The 20,301-nt window shown below is 36.9% G+C and carries 16 protein-coding genes; 11 read left to right on the top strand and 5 right to left on the bottom strand.

Annotated features, from left to right (window positions below; all coding sequences use genetic code 11):
- Nucleotides 1-17: 17 nt before the first annotated feature.
- Entirely contained in the window at nt 18-1,010 is a 993-nt protein-coding gene (locus tag ACFIM6_RS04605; RefSeq protein WP_375611850.1) for an SIS domain-containing protein, read from the top strand.
- Nucleotides 1,011-1,287: 277 nt separating this feature from the next.
- On the opposite strand, the gene ACFIM6_RS04600 is transcribed toward ACFIM6_RS04605, so the two are convergent.
- Nucleotides 1,288-1,647, bottom strand: coding sequence for a hypothetical protein (locus ACFIM6_RS04600; protein ID WP_375611849.1), 360 nt, complete (start codon nt 1,645-1,647; stop codon nt 1,288-1,290).
- Nucleotides 1,648-1,900: 253 nt separating this feature from the next.
- On the opposite strand from ACFIM6_RS04600, the gene ACFIM6_RS04595 reads away from it, so the two are divergent.
- The 3 genes from ACFIM6_RS04595 to guaB all read left to right on the top strand — a co-directional run bounded on the left by ACFIM6_RS04595 (nt 1,901) and on the right by guaB (nt 6,910).
- Nucleotides 1,901-3,286 (top strand): sigma-54-dependent transcriptional regulator, encoded by a 1,386-nt coding sequence (locus tag ACFIM6_RS04595; RefSeq protein WP_375611848.1) that lies wholly within the window; start codon nt 1,901-1,903, stop codon nt 3,284-3,286.
- Nucleotides 3,287-3,688: 402 nt separating this feature from the next.
- Entirely contained in the window at nt 3,689-5,260 is a 1,572-nt protein-coding gene (locus ACFIM6_RS04590) for a phospholipase D family protein (RefSeq protein WP_375611847.1), read from the top strand.
- Between the two features lie 150 nt (nt 5,261-5,410).
- Nucleotides 5,411-6,910, top strand: coding sequence for an IMP dehydrogenase (gene guaB, locus ACFIM6_RS04585; protein ID WP_375611846.1), 1,500 nt, complete (start codon nt 5,411-5,413; stop codon nt 6,908-6,910).
- A gap of 179 nt (nt 6,911-7,089) precedes the next feature.
- Here the strand turns inward: guaB and ACFIM6_RS04580 are convergent, their stop codons facing one another.
- On the bottom strand, nt 7,090-7,236 hold the full coding sequence (locus ACFIM6_RS04580) for a hypothetical protein (protein ID WP_375611873.1): 147 nt from the start codon (nt 7,234-7,236) through the stop codon (nt 7,090-7,092).
- A gap of 467 nt (nt 7,237-7,703) precedes the next feature.
- Here ACFIM6_RS04580 and ACFIM6_RS04575 point away from each other — a divergent pair, with 467 nt between their 5' ends.
- The 7 genes from ACFIM6_RS04575 (at nt 7,704) to ACFIM6_RS04545 (ending at nt 16,762) form a co-directional block, all read left to right on the top strand.
- Nucleotides 7,704-8,990, top strand: coding sequence for an RsmB/NOP family class I SAM-dependent RNA methyltransferase (locus ACFIM6_RS04575; protein ID WP_375611845.1), 1,287 nt, complete (start codon nt 7,704-7,706; stop codon nt 8,988-8,990).
- Nucleotides 8,991-9,122: 132 nt separating this feature from the next.
- Nucleotides 9,123-10,679: a glutamine-hydrolyzing GMP synthase gene (gene guaA / locus ACFIM6_RS04570; RefSeq protein ID WP_375611844.1), complete on the top strand. Its 1,557-nt coding sequence runs from the start codon at nt 9,123-9,125 to the stop codon at nt 10,677-10,679.
- A 169-nt stretch (nt 10,680-10,848) separates the two neighbouring features.
- A complete protein-coding gene (locus ACFIM6_RS04565; RefSeq protein ID WP_375611843.1) occupies nt 10,849-11,571 on the top strand; it encodes a glycerophosphodiester phosphodiesterase in 723 nt (240 codons plus the stop codon).
- A 965-nt stretch (nt 11,572-12,536) separates the two neighbouring features.
- A complete protein-coding gene (gene ugpB / locus ACFIM6_RS04560; protein ID WP_375611842.1) occupies nt 12,537-13,871 on the top strand; it encodes a sn-glycerol-3-phosphate ABC transporter substrate-binding protein UgpB in 1,335 nt (444 codons plus the stop codon).
- A gap of 95 nt (nt 13,872-13,966) precedes the next feature.
- Entirely contained in the window at nt 13,967-14,851 is an 885-nt protein-coding gene (gene ugpA, locus ACFIM6_RS04555; protein WP_375611841.1) for a sn-glycerol-3-phosphate ABC transporter permease UgpA, read from the top strand.
- A gap of 10 nt (nt 14,852-14,861) precedes the next feature.
- Nucleotides 14,862-15,713 (top strand): sn-glycerol-3-phosphate ABC transporter permease UgpE, encoded by an 852-nt coding sequence (gene ugpE, locus ACFIM6_RS04550; protein WP_375611840.1) that lies wholly within the window; start codon nt 14,862-14,864, stop codon nt 15,711-15,713.
- A gap of 2 nt (nt 15,714-15,715) precedes the next feature.
- Nucleotides 15,716-16,762: a sn-glycerol-3-phosphate import ATP-binding protein UgpC gene (locus ACFIM6_RS04545; RefSeq protein WP_375611839.1), complete on the top strand. Its 1,047-nt coding sequence runs from the start codon at nt 15,716-15,718 to the stop codon at nt 16,760-16,762.
- Nucleotides 16,763-17,369: 607 nt separating this feature from the next.
- On the opposite strand, the gene ACFIM6_RS04540 is transcribed toward ACFIM6_RS04545, so the two are convergent.
- Genes ACFIM6_RS04540 through ACFIM6_RS04530 form a run of 3 tightly spaced genes read right to left on the bottom strand, consistent with a single transcriptional unit; the run spans nt 17,370 to nt 19,923 of the window.
- Entirely contained in the window at nt 17,370-18,287 is a 918-nt protein-coding gene (locus tag ACFIM6_RS04540) for a metal ABC transporter solute-binding protein, Zn/Mn family (protein ID WP_375611838.1), read from the bottom strand.
- A gap of 10 nt (nt 18,288-18,297) precedes the next feature.
- Nucleotides 18,298-19,167 carry a metal ABC transporter permease gene (locus ACFIM6_RS04535; protein WP_375611837.1) on the bottom strand — a complete coding sequence of 290 codons (870 nt, stop codon included), beginning with the start codon at nt 19,165-19,167 and terminating at the stop codon, nt 18,298-18,300.
- Nucleotides 19,168-19,170: 3 nt separating this feature from the next.
- Nucleotides 19,171-19,923 (bottom strand): ABC transporter ATP-binding protein, encoded by a 753-nt coding sequence (locus tag ACFIM6_RS04530; RefSeq protein WP_375611836.1) that lies wholly within the window; start codon nt 19,921-19,923, stop codon nt 19,171-19,173.
- Nucleotides 19,924-20,301: the final 378 nt, after the last annotated feature.

The raw sequence follows: 20,301 nt of genomic DNA, 5'->3' as shown, positions 1-20,301 counted from the left end.
ATTGATCGAATTTGATTATGACAATACCGTCTCCTCATATGGCTTTGCAAGGTGCAGTAGCATCAGCGCTTAAAACACTTGCTAGTGAAAAGCAGGGGCTTGAAGCTCTTGAAAAAGCTCTTCTGGAAAGTCTTTCTTCTTCTTTTGAAGCGGCTGTTCAAACTATTAGAAATGCTCGTGGACATGTGGTTATTACTGGTCTTGGAAAAAGTGGTCATATAGGGACAAAAATTGCAGCAACCTTAGCCTCAACTGGAACACCTGCCTTTTTTGTTCACGCTGCAGAAGCCAATCATGGTGATCTTGGTATGATTGGCTCTGATGACGTTATTCTTGCTTTATCATGGTCTGGTGAAACTCAAGAGTTAAGTGGTATTATGAGTTATGCGGCGCGTTTTCGTATCCCCCTTATTGCGATGACATCAAGTAAGCACTCTGTGTTAGGACGACAAGCTGATATTGTACTATTATTACCAAAGATAGAAGAGGCTTGCCCCCATGGTTTAGCCCCTACAACTTCAACAATTATGCAATTGGCAATGGGAGATGCATTAGCGGTTTCTCTTTTAGAAATGCGTGGTTTTACCGCAACGGATTTCAAAATATATCATCCTGGTGGTTCTCTTGGTGCAAGCCTTAAATACGTGTGTGATATTATGCATGAGGGTGATAATATTCCTTTGGTTATGCAGGGAACAGCTATGACTGAAGCGATGAATGTTTTGGTGGAAAAACATTTTGGTTGTGTTGGTGTTGTGAATCAAGAAGGTGAACTAATCGGAATTGTAACTGATGGCGATCTTGCACGTAACATTCATTTTAATTTATCAAAATTTAATGTTGACGAGGTGATGACCAAAGCTCCTAAAGTTGTAAAGCCAAATACACTTGTTGGTGCAGCAACAGCTTTTATTAATGATCATCAGATTGGTGCATTTTTTGTGGTTGAAGATAAAAAACCGATAGGAATTGTTCATTTTCATGATCTTTTGCGCATTGGCGCTGCTTAGATTAAGCTTCCCTATCAAATAAAATGTTATTTTAGGTTGAAATAGATTGAATGATACAAAGTTACAATTTTATTGTGAGGTGGCTTTACTGATATTTTGTGGAAGAAAATGATTATTTTACGCATTTCATAATGTTTAGAAAATTTTCAGGGTAAAGATTATACTAGCCTCTTTGCGTATTTTAGAGAGGATTTTCTATCAGGAGGAGAAAGGATATCGCCTCCTGCTTAATGTGTGTGCTCCCTCTGTTCTTAAGAGAGGTTTCCCTTGTACTTTGTTAAGATTTCCGCTTAAGGAAAAACTGTGCTCCTGTATGTGAGGTGCAGAGAAGTTGTGTGGCGTCATATGACATTGTACAATTGACTCTAGAAATTGTTCCACGGAGAATAGAGCGTATTTCAATTTCTATATTTTGGGCATTGAGATAATTATATGCTCCTTCTGATAGTTTTTCTTCTGTATCTGCTGCATGCGTTTCAAAAACACCATTGTGGAAAGAAGAAATAATACCATTCTCATCAACCCATTTTCCATCAATTCCAGTTGGCATATTTGAGTTATAATATCGCGAAAAGTTACAGGCACTTAACAGCAAGGCGGTAATTGTAAGACATAAAATATGATAGGTATGTTTCATTTATTGCACTCTATTTAGATTATTTTGCTCTCTAGTTTCTATAACATTATTAAATTACCCCATGAGTCAATATGAAAAATTTGATAAAAATCAATGAAAAAGCAAAAAAATGGAAAAAAATGCCTTAATGTTGTATTTAATTGACAGCTTGATGAATTTCGTAAGTGAAACACAAGAGGTAAAATATTTCTTATGGTTTACAACAATTTTTATATTAAGCTGCTAAGTAGTCTCAAAGGAGATTATTGACATTATGGTTGGTCCCATTCTTGTTGCGAGTGAAGATTATGGAAGACGTATAGAACTTTCTTCTATGCTGCGAGGTTTTGGTTATCGTGTCATTGAAGCAGAAAATGGTCTCCGTACGATTGATCTTTTACACAGGCGTAAAAACATTGTGCTTGCACTCCTTGATGTCGTTATGAGTGATTTGAGTGTGAGCGATTTGATTAAAATGATTAGAGTTGCTGGTGTTTCTGTTCCTATTGTCGTTATAGCACAACAAGAGAATCAGCATTTACTCCAGAAAGCTTTAACAGCTGGAGCTATTGATTATTGGATCCATCCAGTAACATTATTACGTGTAAGAGTTACTTTGGATATCCTTGCTCTTATTTCTGCCTTGGAGCATGAGGTTCGAGATATTCGGCGAAAAAAAGAGAATCATTTACGGTTTTCTGATCTTTGCGTAAAAAGTAGAGCTATGCAGATAGTATTAGAACAATCGAGACAAGCAGCAACTTCTTTACAGAATCTTTTGATAGAGGGAGAAGCTGGAACAGGACGTGAGACATTAGCTCGGATTATTCATCATGAGGGATTATTTTCGGAGGGTGTTTTTGTTCGCTTTCAATGTTCAGCCATCGTTGATCCAGAAGAAGAAAATCAGCAGTGGTTTAAAGAATTCCTACCATTGGTTTCTTCTCTTGAAAAAGGGACACTTTGCCTTTGTGATATTGATCGACTTGAGCCCATACAGCAAAAACGGTTTGCTCATTACCTTAAAGAAAGGGAAAGGGATACAAAAGGAGATTTTTTTCCTTTTCGGATCATCGCTATTTCAACATCGCGTTTAAAGGACTTGGTTAATGAGAACTTTTTTTTGCATAGTTTGTTTGAACAATTTTCTCACTTGTCTATTAGCGTTCCTGCTTTACGAGAATTAAGGGATGATTTTCCAGAGATCACACAACGTTTGATTGATCGCATTATCACAGAAACAGGGCGATCACATGTCCATGGTTTAGCAGGCTCTGCTCTTTCCTTGCTTATGCAGTATGATTGGCCTGGCAATAGAAATGAGCTTGAAACCTTTTTATTTCGTGCGATTTTACTCAGTGAAGGACCGTTATTAACTGTTCGAGATTTTCCGCAATTAATGGGAAATTCATTAATGAATGTTCCCAATATCATTGAGGGTAATATGCAAGAAGATAATGAGCAAGAATCGATAAAATTTTTGAATACTGATGGGCATGTACGTACTTTTGCAGAAATGGAGCATGATATTATAGAGAAAGCGATTAAACATTATAAAGGACATATGAGTGAGATTGCGCGTCGCCTTCATATTGGTCGCTCTACACTTTATAGAAAAATGGAAGAATTGAGAGCAATAAGAAATCAAGAACGAAAGTAAATTCATAACAAATTTCTCTTCATGACAAGCAAGCGTTTCAAAAAATAGAGTGAATTTTGATAAAGTCCGTGGGGGAAAGCTGAAGAAAACAATCATTTATTGTAAAATTTATCTATAGTGGATGATTTTGTTGATTTAAATCAAATATAAATTTTATGTGACTATTTTAATCGTTTGTTTCAATTTATACAATTTTAGTTAAGTTTACATTTATTAAAACAGAGAAGCATTTTTAAAAACTTTTAAATACTACCGCTAAAATTTTTGTATCATCAATATTAAATTTATACTCTCTTAAGCAAGAAGTGGCATTTTACCTGCTATACGATTAAGATAAAGTGATTAGTGTTATCGTTTGCATTACTGATGATGTGATAGTTTAAAATAGAAAGTTTGCCCTCTTTGACTCTTTTACAGATTGTTATTGGTTTTTTCCTCTTTTTTTTTATTGCATCTATGTTGGCAATCTACACCTATGGGCGTTTTGTGAAAAATGCTAGGGGAAAATGTTCTTATGCGTTACCTCTTCAGAAAGATGAAACTAAGCTTGATCGTATCGTCAGTCAATTAGCTGAGAAAGAAAATGGATTGGGGATTGATAAAGATGCCCTTTCCCTCATTATCAGCAATTTGGATGCGTTTTGTGTTCGGGCAATAGGAGCTGCAGAGGCTGGACGTAGCCTTGATCTGATGTATTATATTTGGGATGATGATTTAACGGGGCGCCTATTATTAAGTGAAATAGTTGAGGCAGCTGATCGAGGGGTTCGGGTACGGCTTCTTTTGGATGATATTAATGCTCAGGCACGTGATCCAGCTTATATTGCACTAGATAAACATCCTTATATTGAGGTGAGAATGTTTAATCCAGGGCGATCGCGTAAAGGTGGTTTACGCCGTGGTTTAGAAATTATATTACGGGCAATTACTGTAACACGTAGAATGCATAATAAAGCTTTTATTGTTGATGGCAGGGTCGCTTTTGTAGGAGGACGTAATCTTGCAGATTCTTATTTTGATGCTGGTAAAGAATCCCATTTTCGAGATTTAGATTTGATGTTAATCGGTCCTTCTGTTAAAAAGGTAGAAAGTATCTTTGATGATTTTTGGAATAGTGCTGTTGTTTTGCCAATTCATACTTTGGTTGTTCCTAAAAGCGCAAGTGATCTTAGCTATTGGAAAGATAAATTACGAAAGTTTCGTGATTCCAAGGTTGCAAAAGTTTATTTAGATTATGTCAAAGAGCACATTAACTTTAATTGTTTTATCCAAACAGGAAAGCGGTTATTTTTAGCAGACAAAGTTGTTGTTCTTTCTGATCCTCCAGAAAAAGCATTGCGTAAAAAAGCAAGCAATTGGCTTATGAAGGCACTTTCAAAGGTTATTGGAAATGCCCAAAAAACGGTTCAGATTACGTCACCTTATTTTGTTCCTGGTAAGGTTGGCACGCAGAATTTTAGTAATTTGGTTTCAAAGGGTGTTGATGTCAAAATTCTGACAAATTCTTTAGCTGCTACTGATGTAGCATTAGTGCATGGTGGTTATGTACCTTATCGTAAGGCATTGTTGAAAAGTGGTGTTAATCTTTATGAATTAAAAGCGGAAGGCAATACTCATGGGTTACGATTGTTTCGATCGAGTAAGGCAAGTTTACATGCCAAAGCTTTTTTAATTGATCGTAAAACAGCTTTTATTGGATCTTTAAATTTTGATCCAAGATCAGCATCATTAAATACAGAAATGGGCATTCTTTTTGAATGTGCTCCCATTACAGCAAGATTAGATTTGTTGTTTTCTGAAGAAACCACAGGGGAAATGAGCTATCATCTGCGTCTTGGTGATAATAATCGTATTTATTGGGATTTTATTGAAAATGAAAAAAAATATAGCATTGACTATGAGCCAGAAAGCAATTTTTGGCGTCGCGCATTTGCAAAAATAATAAGTTGGTTACCTATTGAATCACAATTGTAAATTTTTATAAACCACACTTAAAAAAAATATTTATTTTTCTTTTCATTTTGTTTGTAGCATGGCATAATTTTTTGCCAATCTACCATGTATGAGAACCGCAGTTGTATTTTAAAGCTTCTTGCGGTGTTTTATTATAAAAGGAATTTTGATATGGCAAAGATTGTTGAAACGGGGACAGGTGCATTGGCACTGACTTTTGATGATGTACTTTTACAACCCGGTCATTCTCTTGTTATGCCTAGTCAAGTGGATCTCAGTACGCGCATTGCAGCGGATATTAAGCTCAATTTGCCATTGCTTTCTGCGGCAATGGATACGGTAACAGAATCGCGTTTGGCAATTGCTATGGCTCAAGCTGGTGGTCTTGGGGTTATTCATCGTAATATGTCTCCTGCAGAGCAGGCAGAAGAAGTTCGCCAAGTAAAAAAGTTTGAATCTGGTATGGTTGTTAATCCAGTCACCATTGGACCAGATGCAACACTTGAAGAAGCAAAATCTTTGATGCGCTCTCATGGTATTTCCGGTATTCCGGTTGTTGAAAATGGTGCTAAAGGTGAAACTGCTGGACGGCTTGTTGGCATTTTGACAAATAGGGATGTGCGTTTTGCATCGGATCCTAAACAAAAAATTTATGAATTAATGACGCATGAAAATTTAATCACAGTGCGTGAAAATGTTCAACTCAGTGAAGCGAAGTATCTTTTACATCATCATCGTATTGAAAAATTATTAGTTGTGGATGAACAGAATCGTTGTGTCGGACTGATAACAGTTAAGGATATTGAAAAAGCAAAATTAAATCCAAACGCTGCCAAAGATTCACAAGGTCGCTTGCGTGTTGCAGCTGCAAGTAGTGTAGGGAACGATGGGTTTGAGCGGGCTGAACGATTAATTGATGCAGGCGTTGATATTCTAGTAATTGATACTGCACATGGACATTCTCAGCGTGTATTAGACACTGTTGAGCGTATTAAAAAAATGATGTTTTCTCCAGCTATTATTGCTGGTAATGTGGCGACTGCTCAAGCAACACAGGCTTTGATTGACAGTGGTGCGGATGCTATAAAAGTTGGGATTGGTCCTGGTTCTATTTGCACAACGCGAATTGTTGCAGGTGTTGGTGTTCCTCAGCTTGCAGCCATTATGAATGCTGCAGAAGTTGCTGAAAAAGCGGGCATTCCCGTTATTGCTGATGGGGGGATAAAAGCTTCGGGTGATTTTGCTAAAGCCTTAGCAGGTGGGGCTTGTGCTGCTATGATTGGCTCTCTTTTAGCGGGTACAGAAGAAAGTCCTGGCGAAGTCTATCTTTATCAAGGACGATCCTTTAAAGCTTATCGCGGCATGGGATCTGTTGGTGCTATGGCACGAGGATCGGCAGATCGCTATTTTCAAGATGATGTTCGTGATGAACTTAAGTTGGTTCCTGAAGGTGTGGAGGGGCAGGTGGCTTATAAAGGTCCTATAGCATCAGTTCTACATCAGCTTGCTGGTGGACTTCGTGCTTCGATGGGGTATGTTGGAGCAAAAGATCTCGTAGAGTTTCGTGAAAAAGCAACGTTTGTACGTATTACGAATGCGGGACTCCATGAAAGTCATACGCATGATGTTTCTATCACACGAGAGAGTCCAAATTATCGTGGGCCAGTTTAAAGATACAAGAGCCTAATATCATATTGCATAAATATAAAATTTTCCGAGAACAAGAAAGAGAGACTGCGCTTTTTTCTGTTTGTAATTTGGTGTAATAATCCCAAAAAGGAAAGAATTAGAGGTTAAAATTCTAATTCTTTCTGTTAAGACTATATGAAATAAGTTATATAAAATTAGAATTAACTTTTTGTTGTCTTCCGTCCAGTCTTTGACGCACGTTGGCGAGTGTTTGTCTGATCACTTTGGACGGATTTCTTTCCGTTGTTTGAGGGCGTTGTATTATGACGGCTTTTAGACGAAGTTGTTTTTCCATTATTATAAGTCATTATTTTCTCCTTTAAAATTGTCTGGCAGTTGCCATTAGAGTAAAAACGGTCATGCCAAATAGTGGTTCCAAGCATTTTCTAAAAAGTTAATTTTTTGTTGAACGTAAGATGAGCTTGTTTAATTTTATGAGAAGATTTTTTCTATTGTTCAGACAATCCTCGTAAACTTTATTTTACGCAAATAAATTAAAGAGTTTGTTTTTTTCGTAATGCATGGCGGAAATAAGTTTTTTATGGATGGCTACGTATCTTTTAGTATAAGAGGTAGAAGGATAAAAAACGAATGGGCAGAAGATGAAAGGAAAAATTTAGATACTCTAAATTGGATCTTATAAAAAAGTATGATCAGATCATTTTAATATTGAATGTAAATTTTTTATGGCGTTGAGAAGGTTTCATTGGCAAGAAGGCGATAATATTATTTTTTTAGATGATTTAAAATTTTATTATTTTAATGGGAGAAATGAATGCGATTAGGTGGGCGTTTGCAAGCAGCAATAGATGTTCTCACAGAGATAGAAATGAAGCATCGCCCAGTAGGAGAAGCTTTAAAGGATTGGGGTCTTTCTCATCGCTTTGCTGGAGCAGGTGATCGTGCAGCTATTGGTACAATCGTTTATGATGTTTTAAGACGACGTTATTCTTTACAATGGCGTATGGAGAGTGATGATATCCGAGATATCGTTTTTGGTGCCTTATTAGATTCTGGAAAAATGACGCTGGAGCAAATTGACGGTGAGTTGGCAGAAGATCGGTTTGCACCGCAGTTATTAGGGGCTAAACAGCGTAAATCGTGGCAAGGTCAGCAATTAGTGGATGCTCCAGACTATATTCGTGGTGATATTCCGCAATGGTGTCAAGCGCATCTGCGTCCTTTATTTGGTGATAATTGGATCACTGAAGCGGCTGCGTTAGCAACGCGTCCTTCTTTAGACCTACGGGTAAATAACCTAAAGGCAACACCAGAAAAGGTGCTGAAAGAATTAGCAAAAACCAAACTTAAATCTTTTCCATGGTTTGGGCAAGCTTTAAGAATTGCACCGATTGAAAAGTTTAATCGTCATCCCAATGTTCAAGTGGAACCAGCTTTTCAAAAAGGACACTTTGAAATACAGGATTTAGGATCTCAAATTGTTGCTCACCTTGTGGAAGCGCAAGAGAGCATGCAGGTATTAGATTATTGTGCAGGTGCTGGTGGCAAAACATTAGCTTTAGCTTCCGATATGAACAATCGTGGGCAAATTTATGCTTATGATTTTGATAAAGTGCGCCTAGCTCCTATTTTTGATCGTCTTCGACGCGCTGGTGTTCGTAATGTACAAACACGAGCACAAAAAGAAGAATTGAAGCCATTAATAGGCCAGATGGATAGAGTTCTACTAGATGCACCATGTAGTGGGACAGGAACATGGCGTCGTCGTCCAGATGCGAAATGGCGTTTAACATTAGAACAAGTGAAACAACGCCAAACAGAACAGAGGGATATTTTGAATGAAGCGATAGCTTATCTTAAGCCAAATGGGCGCTTAATCTATATTACCTGTTCTCTTTTTACAGATGAAAATGAGGAACAAATTTCCCATTTCCTTCAACAACATTCTCATTTTTCTCCAATAGATATGCCAGCGCTTTGGCAGAAACATTTTAGTTTTTCTCCTGTGCAACCAGTTTTTTCAAATTATGGACTTACTTTGTCGCCAGCCACAACACAAACAGATGGGTTCTTTTTATCTGTGTTGCAAAAAAAACATTGATCCATATTTTTGCACTTTTTATCATAAACTTTACGAGAATAATCTTTTTCGTAAGAAAATAGGCTTGTGAAAAGAGAAAGATTAAATCATAACTCTCATGAGTTTTCTTTTACAATTGTTGATTGGTTTTCTATGAGCATATCACATCCAGACACTGTTCTTATTATTGACTTTGGTTCACAAGTTACACAACTTATTGCACGACGGGTACGAGCAATGGGGGTATATTGTGAAATTGCTCCTTTTCAATTGGCTTTAGAAGCTGTGCGCCGCATAAATCCTAAAGCTATTATTTTATCAGGGAGTCCTTATTCCGTTATTGATGAGGGCTCTCCGCGTGCACCAATGGAAATTTTTGAGGCGGGTGTTCCGATTTTGGGTATTTGCTATGGTGAACAAGTCATGTGTGTTCAGCTTGGAGGAAAGGTTGAAGCTGGACATGAGCGTGAATTTGGGCGTGCTTTTTTGGAAGTTCAAGAAGAGAGTGCCCTTTTTGATGGAGTGTGGGAAAAAGGTTCTCGTTATCAAGTATGGATGAGCCATGGTGACCGTGTGGCAGCTTTACCAGAAGGTTTTCGTGTCATAGGAACCTCAAAAGGAGCTCCCTATGCGGCTATTGCGGATGAAAAAAGACATTTTTATGCGGTACAGTTTCATCCTGAAGTTATCCATACACCGGATGGTACAAAACTTTTGCAAAATTTTGTTCATAAGATCTCTGCTATTAAAGGCAATTGGTCAATGGCTTCTTATCGTGAGCAGGCAATTGCTACGATACGACAAAAAGTTGGGAAAAGTCGTGTGATTTGTGGTCTTTCAGGGGGAGTGGATTCATCTGTTGTAGCGGTACTCCTTCATGAAGCTATAGGAGATCAACTGACATGTATTTTGGTAGACCATGGGCTGATGCGCAAGAATGAAGCTGAAGAAGTTCTCACGCTCTTTCGTGATCATTATAATATAGAGCTTATTCACGTTAATGCTGCTGATGTGTTTCTTAATGCTTTAAAAGGTGAGACAGATCCAGAAAAAAAACGCAAAACAATTGGTCGCCTTTTTATTGAAGTTTTTGAAGAAGAAACGAAAAAAATAGGAGGTGCAGAGTTTTTAGCACAAGGAACACTTTATCCAGATGTTATTGAGAGTGTGTCTGCTATTGGTGAAACGGTAACCATTAAAAGCCATCATAATGTGGGTGGGCTACCAGAACAGATGAAGATGAAACTTGTAGAACCGTTACGTGAGCTCTTTAAGGATGAGGTTCGCTCGCTAGGACGAGAGTTAGGGCTACCGGAGCAGTTTATTGGTCGCCATCCTTTTCCAGGTCCCGGCCTTGCAATTCGGTGTCCAGGTGCTGTAACACGTGAAAAATTAGAAATTTTACGCGAAGCAGATGCTATTTATCTTGAGGAAATCCGTAAGGCCGGTCTTTATGATGAAATTTGGCAAGCTTTTGCTGTTCTTCTTCCAGTTCAAACTGTTGGTGTTATGGGGGATGGTCGCACTTATGAATTTGTTTGTGCTCTTCGCGCCGTCACATCTGTAGATGGAATGACTGCTGATTTTTATCCTTATGATATGGCGTTTTTAAGTAAGACAGCAGCACGTATTATTAACGAAGTTAGAGGGATTAATCGTGTTGTATATGATGTAACCTCAAAGCCTCCTAGTACTATTGAATGGGAATAATTAAAATGAAGGATAAGTCTTTTAAGAATAAAATATGACTGAGGGTTTGATATTCGAAAAGTGTAGAAAAAATCATTTAAAAATGATTGTGTATTTTCATATGATATAAGCTTTTATCTGGCAATCTGTACGTCAATATCGTTTAAAATTGAGAAGTGTGGGATTTTGCATGTCTGAGAAAAAAATTGTTGCACACCGTGGAGGAGCTCATCTTTATCCTGAAAATACCCTTTCGGCATTTAATAATGCTATAGCGTTAGGTGTTGATGAAGTTGAATGCGACGTTCATTTGCTAAAAAGCGGTGAAGTGGTTGTCTTTCACGACTTCCGTCTAGACCAATTGGTTGGAAAAAAGGGGTATATTCACGACATTGATAATGAAACACGCAAACAACTCTGCGTAAAAGGAAGCCAAGAAGCACCTCCCTTATTAGAAGAAGTGCTTGATCTTTTAGCACCAACGAATGTTGCATTGCATCTTGAAATCAAGACATGCGGTGAAGTGGAGCGCGAAACAATATTATCCCAAAAAGCGCTTGCGCTAATAAAAAGCCGAAATTTATCAGAACGGGTTTCTGCTATTAGTTTTGATCCTTTTATCCTTCGTCCTTTTATTGAAGCAGGAATACCATCTGGTCCATGTGTTGATAATTTCGAAGGTGATATGTACCGTCATTTTTCTGAATGGAAGCAATTAGGTTATTCTGATCTAAGTTTAGATGGCTCTATTGTTTCACAGAACTTTATTGAATCAGCTCTTGAGGCTGGTTTTACTGTAGGGGTATGGACAATTAATGGAAAAGCTCGGTTATCATATTGGCTTGATATGCCTGTACATTATATTACGACAGATCAACCTGATCTCGCATTGCAATTGTGTGCACAAAGGTAAAAATACATCAACACAAAAGGAACTATATATCTTCATAAAGTTAGCGTAATGAAAGAAGAAAAATTATCTAATATACGACAATAATACATTGATTTATAATCATAATTAATATTTTATTCATGTGAGTAAGAGACCTTAATACGTAAGATTCTCTTATTTCAAATATTTTTACAATGAATCAATCAAAATCATTCGTTTGCACATTACAAGCAGGGTTGGTGTGTGGATAAAAAATGATTGAGAAAAGAATAAAAATATTCATTTAACGTATTTTAAATGCAAGATTTGTTGAAGCATTAGGATCGCACATGATGATGTCGTTTTGCACTTTTATGAAGTGTAAAAATGATGGCATACAAAAAGTCTTATATACTTTAATGGAGAGGCTTTAGGGCTTATTTTATAGGTGCTATCATGAAATGTAGATGTATTGAAAGATTTTTTAACAGCATGGAAATTGGTTATACAGTGTCATTTTGTTTTGCGTGAGGGGTGTGATCTTGTTACAGGGAAAGAGACTATTAAGCGCTTCAAAATGATTTTCTTAATTTTAAAAAAATTCTATTTGTCTCTTCTTTAAATTCAGTAGCAACATCGTGTTAAAGTTATAAGCCGAAAGTTATAAGACAAATAATAAAAGAATAAACAATTCTTTTTAAAAAAGTAAATCCAGATATTAAAATAGTCATTGAAATGATATTTACGATCTATATCTTTTTACCAAGTGACTTTTCTTATTTAAGCCATCTCACTTTTTTCAGATAGTTACAAACACGTATTTCGTTAATACATAAGAATGCTTATAAAAGAAAATGAATAAATTTAAACAAATTCATTTGACCTTTTGGTGGTTCCTGTTTAAATGAGAGAATATGTTTCTGAAATAAAACTGTCATAGCATGTTCATGTGTAATACTATAAATTTAGGGGTAGTTTGTATTCCATCACTTCAGAAAGGGTGAACCATGAGTCGTTTTTATCTTTCCATAGCGGCCACGGTTGCTATCATAATGTCTACAGCGGGGGTGACAGCAAGTTTTGCACAGACAAAAATCAGCTTTTGGCATTCTATGAGTGGTGAATTAGGAAAGCAAACTGAAAGTCTTATTAACGATTTTAATGCGAGTCAGTCTGAATATAAAGTTATTTCTTCATATCGCGGTGAGTATGAAGAGGGTTTGATTTCACTCATTGCAGCATTTCGTGGAAAGAAACAGCCAGTGCTCGCTCAAATTTATGACGTTGGTACTGGAACTATGATGGCTGCAAAAGGCGCAATCTACCCATTTTATCAACTTATGGCTGATACAAAACAAGAATTTGATCCTACAGATTATTTCCCTGCTATTAGTGGTTATTACTCCGATGAACAGGGACGTATCGTCTCTATGCCATTTAATATTTCAACACCCATCCTTTATTATAACAAAGATATCTTTAAAAAAGCAGGGCTTGATCCAGAACAGCCTCCTAGAACATGGCAAGATATAGAAAACTTTTCCAAGAAAATTCTTGAGACTAAAGCGGCAACTTGTGGTTTTACAATGGCTTATGCCGCTCAATGGATTGGTATAGAAAATTTTTCAGCGTTGCATAATGTTCCTTTTGGAACGAAGGAAAATGGCTTCAAAGGACTTGATTCAGAACTTGCATTTAATGGACCTTTACAAGTGCGTATGTGGACTGACCTAAAAAAGTGGTCTGATCAAGGTATTTTCCGTTACGGTGGTCCAGCAGGTGCATTAGATTCAACACCAATGTTTATGGCACAAAATTGTGCAATTTTTATGCAATCTTCAGGATCACATGCTGGGATTGTTTCTGAAGCGCAGTTTAATGTGGGGGTTGGAATGCTACCGTACTATAAGGATACAGAAGGAGCACCACAAAATTCAGTTATTGGGGGAGCTTCTATTTGGGCGTTTAAGGGACATACTCCAAAGGAATATGCAGGGGCAGCCGCTTTTCTTAAATTTCTTTCAAAAACAGAAAATCAAGCAAAATGGCATCAGGAAACAGGTTATCTCCCAACCACAAAAGCGACTTATGAATTGAGCAAAAAACAACATTTCTATGAAAAAACACCAGGTGCGGATATAGCTATCAAACAGATTAATCTTAATCCACCAACAGTTAACTCAAAAGGGATAAGATTTGGTAATTTACCACAAATTCGTGCCATTCTTGATCAAGAGTTGGAAGCTGTTCTTAGTGGTTCAAAAACGCCGAAAGATGGTTTAGATGAGACCGTTGAACGTGGAAATAAACTCTTGCGTGAATTTGAAAGATCTAATCATTAATTTCGTTTTATTGTTAAACATTAAAGACTCAACAAAAACGGTTGAGTCCTTTTTGTTTACTTTTTTAAAGTCTCTACATTTAAAGAGCCCTACGAATGCAAGAAAAACATGCATATTTTAAAAATAGTCTACTTTCTTACGGACTGCTTTTTCCTCAGCTTCTTGTGACTTTTTTGTTTTTCTTTTGGCCTGCTGCCCAAGCAATAAAATCATCTTTTGAGCGTGAAGACCCTTTTGGCTTTACAACAACCTTTATTGGTTTTGAGAATTATCTAACTGTTCTTTCTGATCCTACTTATCGGCAATCGCTTCTTACAACCGCAGTATTTTCCATCTCAGTTACTGTCGCTTCAATGACAATATCACTTCTCTTAGCTGTCTGTGTTGATCGTGTCATACGTGCAAAAAAGGCTTATACAATGCTTTTGCTCTGGCCCTATGCTGTTGCTCCAGTATTGGCAGGTATATTGTGGCTGTTTATCTTTCATCCCACCATCGGAATTATCCCTTTTCTTCTCGAGAAAATAGGGGTGCTATGGAATTATCGTATTAATGGCACTCAAGCAATGATTCTTATTGTCATTGCGGCTAGTTGGAAACAAATTTCTTACAATTTTCTCTTTTTTCTTACAGGTCTTCAGTCTGTTCCGCGTTCTCAAATAGAAGCAGCCGCCATTGATGGTGCTGGTCCCTTTAAACGATTTTGGACAGTGGTTTTCCCGCAAATTTCACCAACGACGTTTTTCCTTCTTATTGTCAATGTCAATTATGTTATGTTTGATACTTTTGGTATTATTGATAATACAACTTCTGGAGGTCCTGCGCGTGCAACGAGCATCCTCGTCTATAAAGTATATGACGATGGCTTTAGAAATCAAATAATCGGTGCATCAGCAGCACAATCAACAATATTGATGTTGATGGTTATTGTCTTAACGTTTATCCAGTTTCGCTGGATTGAGCGCCGTGTACAATATTAGGAAACAAATTATGGTTGAAAATCGCCCTGTTTTGAAATTTCTAACCCATATTATTCTCATTGTTGGTATTATCATTATTTGCTTTCCAGTTTATGTTGCTATCATTGCATCAACTCATAGTTCAGCAGCATTTAACTCAGGAACACTTCCTCTTTTGCCTGGGAAATATGCTCTGGAAAATTATAAAACAATCTTTGGTGATGGCCTTGCACAGCTGGGTTTGCCCAACCTCTGGCCACTCTTAATGAATTCATTCATTATGGCTCTTGGGATTAGCGTTGGAAAAATTATTATTTCACTTTTGTCTGCTTATGCAATTATTTACATGCGCTTTCCCTTCCGAAAAACTGCTTTTGTTCTTATTTTTGTTACATTGATGCTCCCTGTCGAAGTTCGTATTCTTCCAACCTATGAGATTGTTGCAAAATTGGGGATGGTTAACACCTATAGTGGAATGATTATTCCACTTATTGCATCTGCAACCGCTACATTTTTATTTCGCCAGTTTTTTTTGACTGTTCCAGATGAACTCTTAGAGGCGGCACGTGTTGATGGTGCAGGTCCAGTTAAATTTTTTAAGGATATTCTTCTTCCTCTTAGTAAAAGCAATATCGCTGCTTTATTTATCATTATGTTCATTTATGGATGGATACAATATCTCTGGCCTCTTATCATCACAACGGATCAAAATCATCGAACGATCCTTATTATTTTAAAACAGCTTATTGTCGAATCACTTCAACATGATCCTCAATGGAATATACTCATGGCAGTATCGGTTGTTGCCATGGTTCCTCCTGTTCTTGTTGTTATCTTCATGCAGCGGCTTTTTATCAAAGGCCTTATTGAAACGGAGAAGTAATTGTGGCCATAATCCAGTTATCAAATATAAGAAAACAGTATGACAACGGCATTCTGGTCATTGATGATTTAAACTTAACTGTTGCCGATAAAGAACTTCTTGTTCTTGTCGGTCCTTCAGGGTGCGGAAAATCGACCTTATTACGTATTATAGCAGGACTTGAACAAGTTACCTCAGGTGAATTATGCATTGATAACGAATGTATCAATGATCGTGAACCAGCTGATCGTGATATCGCTATGGTTTTTCAAAATTATGCCCTTTATCCCCATATGACAGTTCGTGGAAATTTAGAATATGGTCTTAAAAATCGTAAAACTCCTAAAGAAGAAATTAAAAAACGTATCGCACATGCTGCAAAGCTTTTGGAGATAGAACCATTTCTTGATCGTAAACCACGACAATTATCAGGAGGACAACGTCAGCGTGTTGCAATGGGGCGTGTGATTGTACGTCAACCCCGTGTTTTTCTCTTTGATGAACCTCTTTCAAATCTTGATGCAAAATTACGGGCGCAAATGTGTATTGAAATAAAAACACTACAGCGTTCATTAGGAACAACGAGCCTCTATGTTACCCATGATCAACTAGAAGCTATGACATTAGCTGATAGAATAGTCGTTTTGAATAAAGGAGCTATCGAGCAAATTGGAACACCAATGGAAATTTACGATACTCCAGCAACAACATTTGTTGCTGATTTTATTGGTTCTCCTCCTATGAATTTTCTTGATCGCTATGTCTTAGAACAACATTTAGGGCATTCATTTTCTTATGGTGAAGAAACTGATCTTTTAGCATTCAGACCTGAAATAATCTTATTGGGCGAACATCCAGATAAAGGGCCTGTCTTTCACACAAAAATTGAGCTTATCAAGCTTATTGGAACAGGTTGCCATGTTTTAACGCGTTGGAATGGTATCATCTTTACGATTGAAATAAAAGAACGCTTGACACACGACTATGGTCAAAAACTAAGTTTCACTGTTGCTCATCAGAATTTTCATACTTTTAATAAAAACACAGGAAAGCGCACAAATAATAAGTAAGCATTAATTGATGTGATACGACTCTCTTTTATGCTGCGTCATGATAATGGTGTGTTTTGACTTTCTCGATTACATTCACAAAATCAGAGTATAATTGATGAGATTAAAAATAAAATTTTAAATGGTAAAGGCCCATTGTCACATGATGTTGAGAATATTCGAAACACTCATATAATGAAATCTTGCACTTTTATGGTATATAAGAAGAATATAATTTTCAAACATCAAACATAATAAAGTTCTTTTCATTGTAGAAAAACATCAAGAGATAATAACCATTTATTAACCATATTTCTTCTCATTTAGAAAGGTACTTTATCAATAAAAAACAATCTATTATTATCTATTTCCTGATGTAATAATTTATGTATCTTATAAAGAATGAATAAGAAAAATAGAGAGAGAAAATTATTCATAGATGATGGCACTATGCACCTTATATCTTAACTTTGATCCATTTTAGCATCTATAGGGTATAAATTTTTTCTGTAAAATCAACTTTGTTTTATATCATTGTCACCAATCATGAGGATTGAGTATCATTGGTAACATAATCATAGATCTATGATTTTATGAATTTTTTCTTCTCTCTTTCGTAGAAGATTTTTTAAGGTTTCGTGATAGCATCAATGATGGTATTTACATTATGTTCCATCATATCGAGATAAGTTGCTGCAGGGCCATTTTTGTTTGACAATGCATCAGAATAAAGTGTTCCACCAATTGTTAAACCTGTTTCTTTTGCAATCTGTTTTATGAGACGGGGATTAGAGATGTTTTCAACGAATAGGGCAGTTGCTTTATTCGCTTTAATTTGTTTTATAAGTTTAGCAACATCGGCTGCGGTTGCTTCAGTTTCTGTTGAAGCACTTTGAGGGGCAAGGATAGTAAAACCATATTCCTTGGCAAAATAGCCAAAGGCATCATGAGATGTGATAATGATACGTTTATCTTTAGGAATGGTAGCAATTTTTGTTTTCAGGGTATCTTGTGCTATTTTAAGTTTTTGGATGTAGGTTTCGGCATTTTTTTTGTAGCTGGTACAGGATTGTGGATCGATTTTACAAAAAGCAGCAGCGATATTCTTCACATAGATTTTGACATTGGGAATTGTTTGCCAAGCGTGTGGATCAATAACGCTGTGGTGGTGATGGGCATTATGTTCTTGATTTTTCATTTTGAGGGAGGGAATGTTAGCGCTAACTTCGACAAGAAGTGCTTTTGTACCACTTGCTGTAATGAGGCGATCAATAAATCCTTCTAAATGAAGCCCGTTGATGAAAATAATTTGAGCATTTCTAAGAGCCTGAGCATCATGGGGGGTAGGTTCATAAGTGTGGGTATTCGCATTGGGACCTACAAAAGTGGTCATAGAGATATGGTTGTCTCCTACATTTTTTACGAGATCTGCAAGAATAGAAAAGCTCGCAACAACTTTGATTTTATTGTGTGCAGAAGCAGAAAATGGAGAAAGGGCAAGCAATAAAGCTCCAAGAAGAACAAATTTTTGAGCAAACTTAGGCACATTTTTTTCCTTAAAGTGAGGAGGTATAAAAGAGGTGGGGAAACCATGTTACAATAAAGCCACGTGGACTTATCAAACAGGAAACAAGATAAATAAATCCTGCGGCAATGATGATAGCAGGGCCGGAGGGAAGTGAAAGATGAAAAGAAAGCAGGAGACCACATACGCTAGAAATGATTCCAAAAAGAGTGGAAAGCGCGCAAATAGGGCCTAGCCGTGAAAACCAAAAACGGGCTGTAATGGCTGGAATCATCATAATACCAACGGAAAGTAATGTTCCTAGTGATTGAAAGCCTCCAACCAGATTCAGCACCACAAGTCCAAGCAATGAAATATGAATATATTTACTCAATGGAGAGAGTGATTTAAAAAAGAGGGGGTCAAAGCTTTCTAAAACGAGTGCACGCCAAAAAATACAAAGGCTGCAGAGTGTAATCAGCATTATAGTAGTGATTAACCAAAGGGCTTGTGCATCAAGTGCAAGAACCGATCCGAATAAGAGATGAAGCAGCTCAATTGTTGAGTCTTTCAGTGAGATAATAATAACACCTGCCGCGAGTGCAATAAGATAAAAGACGGTCATGGATGCATCTTCTTTCTGAAAGCTGTTTCGTGAAATCAAAATGGTTGCTAAAGCAACAATAAGACCAGCGAAGATACCACCAAGTGTCATAGATATGAGGGAAAAACCACAAATCAGAAAAGCAATTGCAACACCAGGAAGAATGGCATGAGAGATAGCATCTCCTGTCAAGCTCATTCCACGGAGCATCAAAAATACACCAACAGGACAAGCGCTAATAGACAGAAAAATAGAACCGATAAGGGCGTTTTGCATAAATTGGAAATCAACAAAGGGGGCAAGAAAAAATGTATACACGTCTTATAACCTAAGAAAGAGAGGATCATTGATGAGAAGATTTTGTTTTTGTGCGCTAATAGGAAAAGAATTGGATGTGAGAGGTGGCATAACGTGATGAAGGGTGTTGTTTAAAAACTGTGTTGTTTCTCCATAAAAGGCGTTTTGTTGATCAATTTGAATCATTTGGGGGAAAAATTCTTGCACGATGAGAGGGTTATGGAGTGCTGTGAGAATTGTGCGTCCTTGCTGTTGCCAGTATGTGATCAGAGCAAGGAGGTCTTTTTGGGTATTATGATCTACACCATTGAAAGGTTCATCAAGTAAAATAATATTGGCATCTTGTACAATGATACGTGCAAAAAGAGCGCGTTGTAATTGCCCGCCTGATAATGTTTCAAGCGAACGGGGTGCGAGTTCTGTAAGCCCAACCATTTTAAGAGCATTTTGAATCTTAGAATCATAAGGGCGCTGATTCTTCCATAATCCACAAAAAGACCACAGTCCTGTTTTTACAAGCGTTTTCACATCAATTGGAAATGTTTTATCCACATCACATTGCTGAGCAAGATAAGCAATGCGGCTTTTTTTTGGTTTTGTAATTTTTCCTTTAAGAGGTTTAATCAATCCGGCGATGGCTTTTAGCAGTGTCGATTTTCCAGCGCCATTATCACCTGTTATTGCAACCAATGAACCAGCTTTTAACTTTGCTGAAAAGTTCTTTATTGCTATTCTATTCCTATAGCCTAATGTTGTCTTATTGAAGTGCAGATCCATATTTTTTACCATCGTTGCTTATTATTTTGGAAACTATGTAATAATATAACGTTTGTCAACAAAATGTTATATTATTACATAGTTTTAAGTACTGAAAATTTTAGTGGGAAGATCGTGGAAAATTAAAAATAATAATTGAATTCACCTTGACGAAAGAAAGAGAGTATATACTATATATAGTATCAAAATGATTGGTGATTCTAAATAAGCACAAGAGAGGGTGTTAGTGTGTTTCGTTTGGTATCTAAGTTATTTCCATTATTGTAAAGAGTTTATTGGCCAAAGGTATAGCAGTATTTTTACTGAAGGGTCTCTTTTGGAAGGATTTCCTTTCGTTTTTGTAATTGATTTTTGCCGTAAAAGAGCAAACAGAGCTCT

Origin of the sequence: Bartonella sp. AA9NXGY (assembly GCF_042196845.1) — a bacterium.
In the GTDB taxonomy this organism is placed as follows: domain Bacteria; phylum Pseudomonadota; class Alphaproteobacteria; order Rhizobiales; family Rhizobiaceae; genus Bartonella.
Note: the sequence above shows the minus strand (reverse complement) of the source record. Positions and strands in the feature narration are given on the sequence as shown.